Below are 15164 nucleotides of genomic sequence, written 5' to 3'. Positions count from 1 at the left end.
ATCGGTTATTTTAATAAATAAAGCAGACTCGTTAATTAACGACCCTAGTATTATTTAATTTATTAGGTGCTAAGCATCGCGAGGCATACCTTTTTCAACTGAACGAATTAATCGTGCGGTTAAACGTAAATTTTGATCTTTAGCTAAAGCTTGTTGTTTAAGTTTTTGTTGTGATATTGCCCACTCAATATGTTCAGCAACCATAGGGGCTGAGTTTGCTATTTTTTCTGTTAACGCCTCAATATTAGCTGTGGAGAAGTCGGCATTACCTAAGGCAACGGCGATATTGCGCTGCCAACACTGAAAGCCAATACGACGAATAGGCGAGCCTTCAGTTTTACTTAAAAATGTTGCTTCGTCCCACGAAAACAGAGTTAATAAAGTGATATTGTCTAAGTTTTGTCGAGGTTTAAAATCATCTTCACTGCCAAGCTTGGCAAACTTGTTCCACGGGCAAATTAATTGGCAGTCATCGCAACCATACACTCTATTACCAATTAAAGGCCTAAACTCTACGGGTATGGCGTCACGTAATTCTATCGTTAGATAGGATATACAGCGTCTTGCATCGACCACATAAGGTTCAACTATGGCTTGAGTTGGGCAAATTTTGATACAGGATACACAACTACCACAGTGATTTTCTGCCTTAGTATCACTAATTAACGGTATATCAACCAAGAGCTCGCCGATAAAAAACCAAGAGCCCGCTTGCTTGTTAATCAGTAATGAATGTTTACCCACCCAACCTAAACCTGCTTTTTCGGCCAGAGGTCTTTCAAGTATTGGCGCAGAATCCACAAAAGGGCGATAATTAAAATCGTTACAATGGTTTTTAATTATCTCACCTAATTGTTTTAGACGTTTACGCATTAATTTGTGATAATCGCGACCTAAAGCATATCGGCTGATATAAGCATGATCGCGGTTTTTTAAAATACGGGCAAATTTCGCATCAGTAGGTAAATAATCCATGCGTACGCTGATAACATTTAGAGTACCGGCAACCAATTCCTTTGCTCTGGCCCGCATTAAGCCATGGCGGGCCATATAATCCATAGTGCCGTGATAATTATTTTCTAGCCAATGCGTTAAAGCGGCCTCGTGTTCAGATAAGTCGACATCGCTAATACCCACTTGTGAAAAGCCAAGTTCTTGGCCCCAAAGCTTGATTTTTTCTGTTAAATCTTGATAGTTAAGAGCAGGTGTAGTCATGGCAGCCGAATGTTCAAACAATAAAGGTGGTATCAAAGTGTCAAATAGTTTAACACATCATGCTTATAAGGTTAATCAACTACAACGCTATGAGGCTGACGCAGCACAGGCGATCGGTATCAGTTTATTTCAACTGATGGAACGAGCAGGCCATGCGGTGTTAAGTCAAATACAGCAGCATTTTCCCGCCGCGACTCAACTCCTCATTGTTTGCGGTAAAGGTAACAATGGTGGCGATGGCTATATTGTTGCCAGATTAGCTCATCAAGCCGGTCTAGCTGTAACTGTGCTGGTTAATGCTGGGCGTGAATCTATTACGGGCGATGCACAACAAGCGCTAGCTTTACTTACCGTGCTGCCAGTAAAAATTGATTTTTGCCCGCAAAGTGAGGCAATGGAAACCCTTGTCGCTAGGTTTCAAGGCGGTGTTATTGTTGACTGCTTATTTGGTATTGGTTTTAGCGGGGTATTATCTCCAGCCCTTGTCGACTTTATTACTCAGATAAACAACCAGCCATGCCCACGGGTGTCGGTTGACGTGCCGTCAGGACTTAATGCTGACTTAGGGACGGTATCAAGTGTTGCGGTCAAAGCCGATTTAACAGTGACATTAATAGCCTATAAGCAAGGTTTATTGACGGGGCAAGCCGCAAATTATGTCGGTAATCTTCAGCTTGAAACGCTAGGCGTAAATCAGGCATTAGCGGCGTTAACCACAGCAGCATGTTTTCGCCAAAGTGATAAAAAATTACCAGCTATTCTACCCAGAGCCCCTTGCAGTCATAAAGGTAACATTGGCATGTTGCTAGCGGTTGGTGGTTTTCACGCTTTTACCGGCGCTATTTGTTTGGCTGCAGAGGCGGCTTTGCGAGCGGGTGCCGCACTAGTCGGTGTTTGTTGTCACGAAAAGTCACGTAACACTTTACTGAGCAGACAAGCAGAGCTGATGGTAGTGGCAAATTCAGCCGAAAGCTTAAACCGTTCAGTGCTATTAAAAAAAATAAAAGTCATCATACTTGGTCCTGGCTTAGGGCAAGAGCTTTGGTCAAAAGCGTTATTTAATTTGGTGATTAAGTGGCCTGAGCCAAAAGTAGTGGATGCTGATGCTTTGAGGTTACTTGGCAAAAGTTCATTAAAAAATGCTCAATGGGTATTAACACCTCACTCCGGTGAAGCGGCTGCTTTGCTATCATGCTCGATTGCTGAGGTTGAAGCTGACCGATTTTCAGCGGTAAAAAAAATAGCGCAACAATATGGCGGTGTATGTGTGTTAAAAGGTGCCGGTACACTGGTATCTAATGGCGATATTGTTTGGGTTAATAGTACGGGTAATTCAGGCATGGCCAGTGGTGGAATGGGTGATGTGCTCAGTGGTATTATTGGCGCACTAATCTTACAAAGTGAGGATTTATTTGCCGCTGCCCGCTTAGGTGTCTATATTCACGGTCGTGCAGCTGATATTATTGCCCAAAAGCACGGTCAAATAGGGTTACTTGCGAGTGATCTTTACCCCGAAATTCAGCGGCTAATTAATGGTAATTGCGCTGCAGATGAGATACTTTAGAAGTAATAACAATACGATGAATAATTTTGTGACAAAAAAAAACTTTATATTAGCCGATGAATTGGCAACAATCGCTTTGGGTAAACAATTAGCCGATATTGTAAAAACGGAGTTGAAACAAGGGATTGTTGTTTACTTAAATGGGGATCTCGGTGCCGGTAAAACTACCTTAACACGAGGTTTTGTGCAAGGAATGGGGCATGTCGGTAATGTTAAAAGCCCCACATATACCTTAGTTGAACCCTATGACTTAGCAGACTGGCAAGTGTATCATTTTGACTTATACCGGCTGGCTGACCCTGAAGAATTAGAGTACATGGGCATTCGAGATTACTTTAATAGCCAGTGTTGTAGCTTTATCGAGTGGCCTGAAAAAGGTCAGGGTATGTTACCAGAGCCAGATATGATTATAGACTTAGCTTATCATGAAGAGCAGCGTCAAGTTTCACTCCTGGCTAAAACAGCTTTAGGTAAACACTTACTGTCAATTTTGGCGCAGTAGTGCGCTTTATTGAGCACAGGCCGTTTCAGCGCAGTATCATAAAAAATCAACAGCTAAAAAAGGCTCTTGAACGGCCCGTAAAAGGTAAGTAATTCAATGCGTTTAGCAAGTTTGTCAAAAAAAATTATAGTCATACTTATGCTCTGCCTAGGCGTAGTAAGTATTGCTAACGCGAGCAATAGAATTGACAGTGTACGGGTCTGGCCTGCGCCTGAAAATACCCGTATCGTTTTTGATCTTAGTCAACAACCTGATTTTAAATACTTTTCATTAAAATCCCCTCACCGCTTAGTGATTGATTTTAAAAATAGTACAAACTATGTCGATTTAATGTCGGTGATAAAAGCTGATCGTCGCGTGAAAAAAATTCGCACCAGTCGCTCAAAACAGCAAGGAACGACCCGCTTAGTACTTGAGCTAGCGGATAACTTTCGTATCTCTGTATTTCCGCTGGCGCCTGCGGGGCAATATGGTGACCGGCTAGTTATTGATCTCTACGATAAACAAAGTCAGACCGTTGCACAACACGACAATAGCAAAGGTAAACGCGATATCGTTATTGCTGTTGTTGCCGGTCATGGCGGTGAAGACCCAGGTTCTATAGGTTCTGCAGGAACTTATGAAAAACGCATAACCTTAAAGATAGCCCAAAAACTCGCTAATTTAATTAACAAAAAGCAAGGTCTAAAAGCGGTGATGATCCGCAGTGGTGACTATTATGTTAACCATGATCGTAAAACTGAATTAGCCAGAAAATCTAAGGCTGATCTGCTTATTTCCATTCACGCTGACGCCTTTACCTCATCACAACCCAACGGCGCTTCAGTGTTAGTACAAGCTACGCGTCGTGCTGATTCAGAATTTAGCCAATGGATTCAAAACCGAGAAAAAAATTCCGAACTACTAGGTGGTGCAGGTGAAACTATTAGAAAAACTAAGGATAACAACTTAGCGATAGCACTGGGTGATATGAAGAAAGAATACACTATGGCAAGCAGTTATGATTTTGCTGAACATGTAGTTAAGCAGCTGAAGAAAGTCACAAGACTACATAAGCATAAGCCAGAACGTTTAAGCTTAGCGGTATTAAAATCTTCTGATATTCCGTCAGTATTAATTGAAACCGGTTTTATTTCTAATCCACAAGAAGAAAGACGTTTAAATAATGCCAATCATCAATACAAGTTGGCTAAGGCAATATATATTGCTGTAGATGACTATTTCTCTCGTAATCCACCTGATGGCACATTAATCGCTGCGACACGGTTTCGTGAACACAAGGTTAGCCGCGGCGAATCGCTTTCTGTAGTTGCTCAGCGTTATAAAGTTTCCGTTAGAAAATTAAAATCTGCCAATAATCTCACCTCTAATGTGGTTAGAATTGGCCAAACACTCAAAATACCACAGGCAGATTAATCTTCGCATGACCATTGCCATATTACCCGCTCGCCTCGCCAACCAAATTGCCGCTGGTGAAGTCGTTGAACGTCCAGCCTCGGTTGTTAAAGAACTGGTAGAAAATAGTATCGATGCTGGCGCCACAAGCATTAAAATAGACATTGAAAAAGGCGGTGCCAAGCGCATTCGCATTATCGACAACGGCAAGGGTATTGCCAAAGCAGAGTTAGCGTTAGCGCTGAGCCGACATGCCACCAGTAAAATTAAAGACCTGGATGATCTTGAAGCCATTAGTAGTTTGGGCTTTCGTGGTGAGGCATTAGCCAGTATTAGTTCTGTCGCACGGTTAACTTTAACCTCTAAGCCTGAAGCACAAGCGTCAGCATGGCAAGCGAATGCAGAAGGGCGTGATATGGCGGTGTCAATCAAGCCTGCTGCTCACCCAAATGGTACAACAATTGATGTGAGCGACTTATTTTTTAACACGCCAGCAAGACGAAAATTTTTACGCACAGAAAAAACAGAGTTTGCTCATATTGAGGAAGTGATTAAACGCATTGCATTGGCAAATTTTGCTATTACTTTTGTGCTTACCCATAACCATAAAGTGGTTAAACAATTTCGCGTCGCTAATTCATCAATACAGCGTAGTAAAAGGGTTGCACAAGTTTGTGGACAAAAATTTATTGATCATGCGATAGAAATTAATTGCGAACATGATGGCCTACATTTACAGGGTTGGATTGCCCAACCAAGTTATTATCGTAACCAAAATGATCTTACCTACAGTTATGTTAATAATCGTATGATGCGCGATAAGTTAATTAATCATGCCATTCGTCAAGCTTATGCCGATTTATTGCCCAGTGACAGCTACCCTGCATTCGTCTTGTTTCTACAACTCGATTTTTGTGAAGTTGACGTTAATGTGCATCCGTCCAAACATGAAGTACGTTTTCATCAAGGGCGTTATGTGCATGACTTTATCTATTCTGTCTGTAATCGTGCCTTAACTAATGAGTTAGCGCTCAAGGTTGATAATAGTACCGGCGAAATTCTAACGCCTGATAACGAGGTTCAAAGCCCTCAGCAAGCTGAGATTCAAGCCCCTAGCTTTATTACCCCTTTACGGGCAAGTACTGATAGTGATCTGCACAGTAATACTTTAGCTAGAGATCAGGCTGCAAGCCAGAAGGCTGAATATACCGCTGATAACAAAGACCCGCGAGTTAGCAGAAATTTATCTCAAGCTAATGAGCGACATTATTCGACAAAAATAAATCCTCAAGCGAGCAAAGCCTACAGTGATCTAATGACACCGTTAGCGCTTAATTCACAGGTAACTGAGCCTGAGCTACCACCCATAACGACTGATGTAGCATCAACAGCCGCCATGGCAACATTGGTAAATACCGCATCATCAACTCAAGACGAAATGACAGATGCGACAAAAATTTTATTCTGGCAGGCACCACATTACCTTGTTATTCAACAACGCCAGGCATTACGTTTATTATCAGTGAACAAGCTCGAACACTTGTTACGGCTGCAAGTCGTCCAGCAACGTTGGCATGAAAAGTTGGTGAGCCAGCCGTTATTGCTGCCAATAAAAATTAAGGTCAGTGAAAAAGTAGCTAGATTTGTGCAAATAAATGAAAAACAATTTCAGCATATGGGCATGGAAATTCGTCAGTTACAGACCAGCACATTACAAATTCGACAATTTCCTGCTTTGTTAAGAAATAAAGATATAGCTAATAGTTTTGATAAGCTAATTAAACAGTTAGACGTTGAAAATCAAGAGGGTGCCTACGCAGAAATTGATTGGCAAATGGCATTAGCTAGCCTTATGCTAAGCGAAGAATGTACGCAAGCACAGGCATTACAAGTTTGGCGAAATGCGGAAAGTGATTTTAATTGTCAATTTGAACAGCAACTACGCTTGAATTCGGTCGCCATAGACCTCACATCTTCTGTAAATGAGTTAGATAAAATATTACCGAAATGACTAAGCTGGCAAACCAAGAGCATATTGACGATAAACAGCCACCCGTTATTTGTTTAATGGGGCCTACAGCCTCAGGTAAAACGGCTCTAGCAATGGCATTATATGATGCACTACCCTGTGACATTATTAGTGTTGATTCAGCGTTAGTTTTTAAAGGTATGGACATTGGTACGGCGAAACCAACAGCGGATGAATTAGCTGCTTATCCACATCAATTGATCGATATTAAAGATCCCAGCGAAAGTTATTCTGCTGCTGATTTTTGTCAAGATGCGCTTAAGGCCATTGCAAAAAGTCGAGAAAATGGTCGTATTCCTTTATTGGTCGGCGGTACTATGATGTACTTTAAAAGCTTGATTGATGGTATTTCGCCATTGCCTCAAGCTGATCAAAATATTAGAGATATAATAGCGTTAGAAGCGGCTGAAAAAGGTTGGTTGGCTATGCACGAAGAGTTGCAGAGTTTTGACCCGGTTTCAGCGGAGCGCATTCATCCTAATGATCCGCAGCGACTTGCAAGAGCGATAGAAGTTTATCGAAAAACAGGTAACACTTTGACACAATTGACCGAAATAAAAGGTGCTAAAGTCAATGGAAATATTTTACAATTTGCGATAGCACCGAAAGAGCGTAGTGACTTGCATGCGCGAATAGAATTACGCTTTACGCAAATGATAGCACAAGGCTTTGAACAAGAAGTGACTGGCTTGAAAGAAAGGGCTGATTTGGACCTCGACCTGCCGGCTATTCGTTGTGTTGGCTACCGACAAATGTGGCAACATTTAGCGGGCGACTATGATCACGATGAGATGGTTTTTAGGGGGGTCTGTGCAACACGTCAGTTAGCAAAAAGACAGTTAACCTGGTTACGGAATTGGCAAAATTTACATTGGTTACATATGGAAGATGAAAATAACTTAAAAGTTATTTTATCGGCAGTAAGCAAACTTTAAACATTAATGTATAATTAAAACGGCTGTGTATTAACCAGCTAGTTTTATTGAATAATTTTAATAAAGTATTCAATTGAATACTTAACTTTCACTAAAAATAAAAAAGGTAACTAATAATGGCAAAGGGGCAATCTTTACAAGACCCATTTTTGAATGCGTTACGTCGTGATCGTATTCCTGTAGCAATTTACTTGGTTAATGGCATTAAACTACAAGGGCAAGTAGAGTCATTCGATCAGTTTGTAATTTTACTTAAAAATACTGTTAGTCAAATGGTATATAAGCACGCTATCTCAACGGTAGTACCCGCTAGAGCGGTAACTAGTATGCCAGTCCCACAAATGAATCAGGACATAGAAGATTAATGCAAAAAACTAGTATTGTATTGAGTCGCTCATTTGTTTGATAGATATCAGGCAGGTGAGCGGGCTATACTCGTTCATCTAGATTTTCCCGATGATAATACCCGTGAAGACTTACAAGAGTTTGAAATGCTTGTAAGTTCTGCGGGTATCACTGCGTTAAATACCATCACAGGTAAACGCGCTACCCCGCACCCGAAATATTTTGTTGGTACAGGTAAAGTGCAAGAAGTGGCTGATGCTGTGCGTATGTTCGATGCGAATATTGTCTTGTTTAATCATAGTTTATCGCCATCTCAAGAAAAAAACATTGAAGCCTTGTGTCAATGTCGTGTGGTTGATCGTACGACGCTAATTTTAGATATTTTTGCCCAACGAGCTCGAACTCACGAAGGTAAATTACAAGTAGAATTAGCACAGTTACGCCATATGAGTACACGATTAATACGCGGTTGGACTCACTTAGAGCGCCAAAAAGGTGGTATTGGTTTACGTGGGCCAGGCGAAACTCAGTTGGAAACAGATAGGCGCTTATTACGTGATCGCATGGTCAACATTCGTAAACGCTTGGGAAAAGTTGAAAAGCAAAGGCAACAGGGGCGTCGGGCGAGAACTAGAGCTGAGATCCCAACACTTTCTTTAGTGGGTTATACCAATGCCGGCAAATCAACATTATTTAACCAAATAACGCAAGCAGGTGTGTACGCCGCCGATCAATTGTTTGCCACTTTAGACCCAACTTTGCGTAAAATTGAAGTGGATGAAGTCGGTCGTGTTATTATGGCCGATACCGTAGGATTTATACGTCATTTACCCCATGATTTAGTGGCCGCATTTAAAGCGACGTTAACTGAAACAAGAGAAGCAGAATTGTTGTTGCACATTATTGACATTGCTGATGAACGACGTAGCGAAAATATTGAACAAGTAGAAGAAGTTTTAAAAGAAATAGAAGCGGGTGATGTTCCACAACTTTTGATTTGTAATAAAATAGACCAGTTAGATGATGTTGAACCTAGAATTGATCGTGATGATCAAGGGCTACCGATTCGTGTTTGGCTGTCAGCCCAAAAAGGCATTGGCATTGAGCTTTTATTTCAAGCACTGTCAGAACGATTAGGTAAAAAAATCATCAAACACCTACTCCGTTTACCGCCTAGTGCCGGTAAACTTCGCGGTCAACTTTACCAGTTAAATTGCATTACTGATGAGCATTATGACGAGGAAGGTAATTGTTTATTAGATATAAAGTTACCGGTGAGAGAATGGAATCAGTTACTAAAACAAGACGAAGCAGAAATAGAGCACTTTATTCACACTTAACAGACTGATATATTAGCGTAGTTAATATAGCAGTTAGCGCATTAATTTTTATAGCGGAGAATAGCATGGCTTGGAATGAACCGGGGAATAATGAGAAAGACCCCTGGAAAAACAAAGGTGGCAAAAATCAAGGCCCACCTGACTTAGATGATTTATTAAAGGATATCGGCAATAAATTTGGCGGTATTTTTGGTGGCAACAAATCAGGAGGCGGCGCTGGGAAAAACTTTTCTAGTATCGGCATCATGGTAGTGCTTATTGTGGCGATTTTGGGCTATGCCTTCGCTGGATTTTTTACCATTAAAGAAGCTGAAAAAGGTATCGTTTTACGCTTTGGTCAGTATGCCGGCACGGTAGAACCTGGTTTACGTTGGAAGTGGACGTTCGCTGAACGTATTATTCCAGTTGATATGCAAACCACACGTAACCTTCCTTCTTCAGGCTTTATGCTAACAAAAGATGAGAATGTTGTTCGTGTTGAAATGCAAATTCAATATCGTGTGGTTAATGCACGTAACTATATTTTCAGTGTTACTAATGCCGACGAAAGCTTAAGCGAATCGCTTGATAGTGCTTTGCGCTATGTGGTTGGTCACTCAAAAATGGATGACATTTTGACCAGTGGTCGTGAAGCTGTACGCCAAGCGGTATGGAAAGAGTTAGAAGAAATTATTAAACCTTATAATTTAGGTTTGATTGTTGTCGATGTTAACTTCAAGGACGCTCGTCCTCCTGAAGAAGTCAAAGACGCTTTTGATGACGCCATTGCTGCACAAGAAGATGAAGTGCGTTTCTTACGTGAAGCGGAAGCGTATGCAAGAGGTATTGAACCTCGTGCTCGTGGTCGTGTTAAGCGTTTAGAGCAAGAAGCATTAGCTTATAAAGCGCAGATACTACTTGATGCAGAAGGTGACGTTGCTCGTTTCAACAAATTATTACCTGAATATCAAGCAGCACCTGAAGTTACCCGTCAGCGTATGTATTTAACGTCTATGGAAAAATTTTATAGCAACACCAGTAAAGTAATGGTTGATGTTGACGGCGGCAATAGCATGATTTATCTACCACTAGATAAAATTATGCAACAGCAGTCTAGTAGTCAACGTGCTACGCAACAATCAGTACCGGCGATAAACCAGTCGTCAAATAGTACTAATACTGCACCAGCATTATCCGGTCGTAATGATCGTTTCAATAATGGGAGAGACTAAGCCATGAAGAATTTTATATTGGCAATTATTGCCTTAATACTTGTGCTAACAGTTTCGTCTGTTTTTGTTGTGACTGAAGGCCAACGTGGCATAGTTTTCCAGTTCTCAAAAATTACGCGTGACGGTGATACCGGTGACATGAAAGTTTATGAGCCAGGTTTACACTTTAAATTTCCATTTATTAACACAGTACGTAAACTTGATGCGCGTATTCAAACTTTGGACGAAGAGCCAGATCGTTTTGTAACATCTGAGAAGAAAGATTTAATGGTCGACTCATTTGTTAAATGGCGTATTGTTAACTTTTCAACCTATTATTTGCGTACTTCAGGTTCAATTGAGAACGCTCGCGCGTTATTGAAACAGAAAGTAAATAATGGCTTACGTACCGAGATTGGTACACGTACGATTAAAGAAATTGTTTCTGGCGATCGAGATGACATCATGGCCCAAGCATTAGAAAGTGCTACAAGTAGCCGTGAAGATTTAGGTATTGAAGTGATTGATGTTCGCATCAAAGCTATCAACCTACCTACAGAGGTCAGTAATTCAATTTACGAACGTATGCGTGCTGAACGTACCGCTGTGGCGAAAGAACATCGCTCACAAGGTCAAGAGCAAGCTGAAATCATCCGTGCAACTATTGATGCTAAAGTAACGGTTATGTTAGCAACAGCACAGAAGAATGCACAAGAAGTTCGTGGTGAAGGTGATGCCCTAGCAGCAAAAGTGTATGCCGACTCTTACACACAAGACGCTGAGTTTTATAACTTCTTCCGTAGTTTAGAAGCTTATGAAAACAGTTTTAGCTCTAAGAGTGATATTTTAGTTATTAAACCTGACAGTAATTTCTTTAATTACCTAAAGAATGGTAAAAAAACTAATTAGTAGTTAAGGTTAAAGAGTAATTTAAAAGCCATGACATTGTCATGGCTTTTGTGTTTTTATCACTTGAAAAATGTACTCAAAGTGTTCTAGATTTGGTTTTGATTGTATGGGTTTACATAAGGAATTTATATGCTGTCTACCTTGCTAACAGCACTTGCTATTGCATTAATTATTGAAGGAGTGATTCCGGCACTATTTCCGAATAAATGGCGAGCCTATGTTTTAAAACTAGCCAATGAACCGGTTAATACTATTCGTCAAATAGGTTTATTTTTGCTGTTAATCGGTATTATTCTGTTTTGGACGGTAAATTAATTCCTTTGCTAACTCTGCACTACCACTGGTTTTTTTAATAACGCATTAAAATTCAACAATTATTGCTTGGACTCAATATTGATATTTGATAGAATCCTCGCCTAATTTTCTTACCAAAATGTGAACATGGGTAAAAACGTCGTAGTTCTAGGCACCCAATGGGGTGACGAAGGTAAAGGTAAAGTCGTCGACTTACTTACTGATAAAGCCAAATATGTAGTGCGCTATCAAGGTGGCCACAATGCGGGTCATACACTAGTCATTGATGGTGAAAAAACCGTTTTACATCTTATTCCATCTGGCGTATTACGTGACAACGTAAAATGTTTAATCGGTAACGGTGTTGTTCTTTGTCCTAAAGCACTTATGACAGAAATGGCCATGTTAGAAGAACGTGGCGTACCAGTACGTGACCGTCTTTTAATCAGCGATGCATGTCCATTAATTCTTCCTTACCACAACGCATTAGATGCCGCTCGTGAAAAAGCGCGTGGTAGCAAAGCTATCGGTACTACAGGTCGTGGTATTGGTCCAGCTTATGAAGATAAAGCTGCTCGTCGTGGTTTACGTGTTGGTGACTTATTTTGCGCAGAATCATTTGCCGTGAAATTAAAAGAAATTATGGAATACCATAATTTTGTATTAACGCAATACTACCAAGCTGAGCCAGTAAGCTATGAAGAAGTACTTGCTGATGCAATGGCGGTTGCTGAAACTATTAAAGGCATGGTTGCTGATATCTCTGAAATGTTAGATCAAGCGCGTAAAGCGGGCGAATCTATTATGTTTGAAGGTGCACAAGGTACATTGCTTGATATTGACCACGGAACATATCCGTATGTCACCTCATCAAACACCACAGTGGGTGGCGTTGCTACTGGCAGCGGCTTTGGTCCACTTTACTTAGACTACGTGCTAGGTATTACTAAAGCATACACAACACGTGTTGGTTCAGGTCCTTTCCCAACGGAATTAAATGACGAAGTGGGTAATCACTTAGGCACTGTAGGGCATGAATTTGGTGCAACTACTGGCCGTGAACGTCGTTGTGGTTGGTTTGACGCTGTCGCTATGCATCGTGCGGTGCAAGTTAACAGTATTAGTGGTTTTTGTTTAACTAAACTTGACGTTTTAGACGGCTTAAAAACATTAAAAATATGTACTGGCTACAAAACAGCTGAAGGCGACATTATTACTGTGCCACCAACAGCAGCTGAGGGTTACGAAAAAATTACCCCAGTGTATGAAGAAATGCCAGGTTGGAGTGAAACCACTGTTGGTGCTACTTCTATTGACGCTCTACCAGCCAATGCGATTGCTTACATTAAACGTATTGAAGAGATTACTGGCGTACCTATTGATATTATTTCAACTGGCCCAGATCGTGTCGAGACTATGATTTTAGTTAATCCGTTTGACGAATAATTAAATTTCATTAAATCGCTTTAAAAAAACCACCTTTTAGGTGGTTTTTTTATACCTAAAATTGCCTAACTATTCATTCAAGATAACCCCCCCTGCAGTATCTAAAGTACTATCCTGTTGGATGGTAATTGAAGTAAAGAGGTTAAGTTGTTTAGCTTCAGCTCAGAGGCAAGGTTAGGAGAACAGTAGTTAAATTCTGTTATCTATCATGAAATGATACAAACGTGCTGAGCTTTATAAGTAGAGCAGTGGATTTAAACTTAAACCTTATGATTAAGTTGCTTATGGTCTGATCAGCGATTCTAAGCGCTATTTTTCTATGAATAGTTAACAATATATGTTGAATATTTAGCTAAGTTATATGAAATATTAATTTTAAAAGGCTATATTAATTATAGCTTGTAGCGAATTAATATATACAAAATAGCTTGAAATTAGCCAGCGCATTGCAATAACATGTAAACAACAATAATAGCATCGACTCAAGTTCACCCATAAAATTCACGTAGTAGACTTACACATTAGGAATAAACATGACGGATCTTCGCCAACAAGCACTTGATTATCACCAATACCCAACGCCGGGCAAAATTAGTGTTGAATTAACGACCCCTGCTGAAACAAGCCTAGATCTCTCACTTGCTTATAGCCCCGGTGTTGCTGAGCCTGTTCGCGCTATTGCTGCAAACCCTGATGACGTTTATAAATATACCGGCAAAGGTAATACCGTTGCCGTTATTACCAACGGTACCGCCATTTTAGGTCTAGGAAATTTAGGACCAATGGCCTCTAAACCTGTGATGGAAGGTAAAGCGTTATTGTTTAAACGTTTTGCTGGCATTAATTCGTTTGATATTGAAGTTAACCATAAAACCGTTGAAGACTTCATTAACACGGTAGCCAATATTGCGGACAGCTTTGGTGGAATTAACTTAGAAGATATTAAAGCACCTGAATGTTTTGTTATTGAAAAGGCACTCATTGAACGCTGTAAAATACCCGTATTTCATGACGATCAACACGGTACTGCTATTGTAACGGCAGCGGGAATGATAAATGCGCTAGAAATTCAAGGTAAAGAACTGCGACACGCTAACATTGTTTGTATGGGGGCTGGCGCTGCAGCTATTGCCTGTATGGAACTGTTGATTAAATGTGGTGCACAACGTGAAAAAATTTATATGCTCGACACTAAAGGGGTTATTCACACCCGCCGTGAAGATTTAAATGTATATAAAAAATTATTTGCTAACAATACGGATAAACGCACGCTAGAAGACGCTATCGATGGTGCTGACGTATTCATTGGTGTATCTGGCCCTAACTTACTATTACCTTCACACGTAAAGCTTATGGCCGCTAAGCCAGTGATTTTTGCGTGTTCAAACCCAGATCCAGAAATTAAACCTGAACTGGCTTTGGCAACACGCGATGATTTAATTATCGCTACCGGTCGTTCAGATTATCCAAACCAAGTAAATAACGTGCTTTGTTTCCCCTTTATTTTCCGTGGTGCTTTAGACGTGCGTGCACGTACTATTAATGATGAAATGAAAATTGCCGCCGTACATGCTATTCGCACCTTAGCAAAAGAACCAGTACCAACTGAAGTATTAGCCGCTAGTGGCAGTGACAACTTAGCCTTTGGTAAAGATTATATTATCCCTAAGCCTATGGACTCGCGTTTACGTTCCGCTGTAGCCATCGCGGTTGCTCAAGCGGCAGTGGACTCAGGTGTAGCGGCACTCGCAATGCCTGAGAATTACCAGGGCTAACAGTTACGCTTATAAGCAATGTAGCTTTAGATCGAGAATGAAATAGAAGGGAAGCTTATTGCTTCCCTTTCTTTTGGGCACTCTTAAATTTAACTTCTAACTTAGGCATTGGCGACATCAAACATTGCTAATAAATTGATAACAGTGAATGTGATTGGCACGATTTGCTACCGTCGTTAAAAAATTGCTACTATTACGGCTATTGCTAATATAGCCACGTTATAT

13 protein-coding genes are annotated in these 15164 nt (G+C 40.6%); 12 read left to right on the top strand and 1 reads right to left on the bottom strand.

Translation table 11 applies throughout. The features are described from left to right. Positions 1-69: 69 nt before the first annotated feature. A complete protein-coding gene (gene queG, locus H4J59_RS10705; RefSeq protein ID WP_182239234.1) occupies positions 70-1215 on the bottom strand; it encodes a tRNA epoxyqueuosine(34) reductase QueG in 1146 nt (381 codons plus the stop codon). Here queG and H4J59_RS10700 point away from each other — a divergent pair. The 12 genes from H4J59_RS10700 (at position 1214) to H4J59_RS10645 (ending at position 14939) form a co-directional block, all read left to right on the top strand. Continuing rightward, positions 1214-2779 (top strand): NAD(P)H-hydrate dehydratase, encoded by a 1566-nt coding sequence (locus H4J59_RS10700; RefSeq protein WP_182239233.1) that lies wholly within the window; start codon positions 1214-1216, stop codon positions 2777-2779. The genes queG and H4J59_RS10700 overlap by 2 nt on opposite strands. A 16-nt stretch (positions 2780-2795) precedes the next feature. Continuing rightward, positions 2796-3281, top strand: coding sequence for a tRNA (adenosine(37)-N6)-threonylcarbamoyltransferase complex ATPase subunit type 1 TsaE (gene tsaE, locus H4J59_RS10695; RefSeq protein WP_220469788.1), 486 nt, complete (start codon positions 2796-2798; stop codon positions 3279-3281). 96 nt (positions 3282-3377) lie between these two features. Beyond that, on the top strand, positions 3378-4697 hold the full coding sequence (locus H4J59_RS10690) for an N-acetylmuramoyl-L-alanine amidase (RefSeq protein ID WP_182239229.1): 1320 nt from the start codon (positions 3378-3380) through the stop codon (positions 4695-4697). Between the two features lie 7 nt (positions 4698-4704). Continuing rightward, on the top strand, positions 4705-6687 hold the full coding sequence (mutL, locus tag H4J59_RS10685) for a DNA mismatch repair endonuclease MutL (protein ID WP_182239227.1): 1983 nt from the start codon (positions 4705-4707) through the stop codon (positions 6685-6687). After that, a complete protein-coding gene (gene miaA, locus H4J59_RS10680; protein ID WP_182239225.1) occupies positions 6684-7640 on the top strand; it encodes a tRNA (adenosine(37)-N6)-dimethylallyltransferase MiaA in 957 nt (318 codons plus the stop codon). The genes mutL and miaA overlap by 4 nt, the downstream gene beginning before the upstream one ends. A gap of 116 nt (positions 7641-7756) precedes the next feature. Next, positions 7757-8005: an RNA chaperone Hfq gene (gene hfq, locus H4J59_RS10675; protein ID WP_182137317.1), complete on the top strand. Its 249-nt coding sequence runs from the start codon at positions 7757-7759 to the stop codon at positions 8003-8005. A 33-nt stretch (positions 8006-8038) separates the two neighbouring features. Continuing rightward, positions 8039-9325 carry a ribosome rescue GTPase HflX gene (hflX, locus tag H4J59_RS10670; RefSeq protein WP_182239223.1) on the top strand — a complete coding sequence of 429 codons (1287 nt, stop codon included), beginning with the start codon at positions 8039-8041 and terminating at the stop codon, positions 9323-9325. A 65-nt stretch (positions 9326-9390) separates the two neighbouring features. After that, complete coding sequence (gene hflK, locus H4J59_RS10665; protein WP_182239221.1) at positions 9391-10536, top strand: FtsH protease activity modulator HflK; 1146 nt, start codon at positions 9391-9393, stop codon at positions 10534-10536. Positions 10537-10539: 3 nt separating this feature from the next. After that, entirely contained in the window at positions 10540-11424 is an 885-nt protein-coding gene (gene hflC, locus H4J59_RS10660; protein WP_182137320.1) for a protease modulator HflC, read from the top strand. A gap of 129 nt (positions 11425-11553) precedes the next feature. Then, positions 11554-11739 (top strand): DUF2065 domain-containing protein, encoded by a 186-nt coding sequence (locus H4J59_RS10655; protein ID WP_182239219.1) that lies wholly within the window; start codon positions 11554-11556, stop codon positions 11737-11739. Between the two features lie 126 nt (positions 11740-11865). Continuing rightward, positions 11866-13164: an adenylosuccinate synthase gene (locus H4J59_RS10650; RefSeq protein ID WP_182192214.1), complete on the top strand. Its 1299-nt coding sequence runs from the start codon at positions 11866-11868 to the stop codon at positions 13162-13164. Between the two features lie 533 nt (positions 13165-13697). Beyond that, complete coding sequence (locus H4J59_RS10645) at positions 13698-14939, top strand: malic enzyme-like NAD(P)-binding protein (protein ID WP_182239218.1); 1242 nt, start codon at positions 13698-13700, stop codon at positions 14937-14939. Positions 14940-15164: the final 225 nt, after the last annotated feature.

The sequence above is a fragment of the Colwellia sp. MB02u-10 genome (genome assembly GCF_014077185.1).
Taxonomy (GTDB): domain Bacteria; phylum Pseudomonadota; class Gammaproteobacteria; order Enterobacterales; family Alteromonadaceae; genus Cognaticolwellia.
The sequence above is the reverse complement of the archived record's forward strand: the minus strand, read 5'-3'. Positions and strand labels throughout refer to the sequence as shown.

Bases quoted from the DNA above. Each gene is read 5' to 3' on its own strand.
- queG (WP_182239234.1), bottom strand. From the start codon at position 1,215: ATGACTACACCTGCTCTTAACTATCAAGATTTAACAGAAAAAATCAAG.
- hflC (WP_182137320.1), top strand. From the start codon at position 10,540: ATGAAGAATTTTATATTGGCAATTATTGCCTTAATACTTGTGCTAACA.
- H4J59_RS10700 (WP_182239233.1), top strand. From the start codon at position 1,214: ATGGCAGCCGAATGTTCAAACAATAAAGGTGGTATCAAAGTGTCAAAT.
- H4J59_RS10655 (WP_182239219.1), top strand. From the start codon at position 11,554: ATGCTGTCTACCTTGCTAACAGCACTTGCTATTGCATTAATTATTGAA.
- H4J59_RS10645 (WP_182239218.1), top strand. From the start codon at position 13,698: ATGACGGATCTTCGCCAACAAGCACTTGATTATCACCAATACCCAACG.
- tsaE (WP_220469788.1), top strand. From the start codon at position 2,796: ATGAATAATTTTGTGACAAAAAAAAACTTTATATTAGCCGATGAATTG.
- hfq (WP_182137317.1), top strand. From the start codon at position 7,757: ATGGCAAAGGGGCAATCTTTACAAGACCCATTTTTGAATGCGTTACGT.
- mutL (WP_182239227.1), top strand. From the start codon at position 4,705: ATGACCATTGCCATATTACCCGCTCGCCTCGCCAACCAAATTGCCGCT.
- H4J59_RS10690 (WP_182239229.1), top strand. From the start codon at position 3,378: ATGCGTTTAGCAAGTTTGTCAAAAAAAATTATAGTCATACTTATGCTC.
- miaA (WP_182239225.1), top strand. From the start codon at position 6,684: ATGACTAAGCTGGCAAACCAAGAGCATATTGACGATAAACAGCCACCC.
- hflK (WP_182239221.1), top strand. From the start codon at position 9,391: ATGGCTTGGAATGAACCGGGGAATAATGAGAAAGACCCCTGGAAAAAC.
- H4J59_RS10650 (WP_182192214.1), top strand. From the start codon at position 11,866: ATGGGTAAAAACGTCGTAGTTCTAGGCACCCAATGGGGTGACGAAGGT.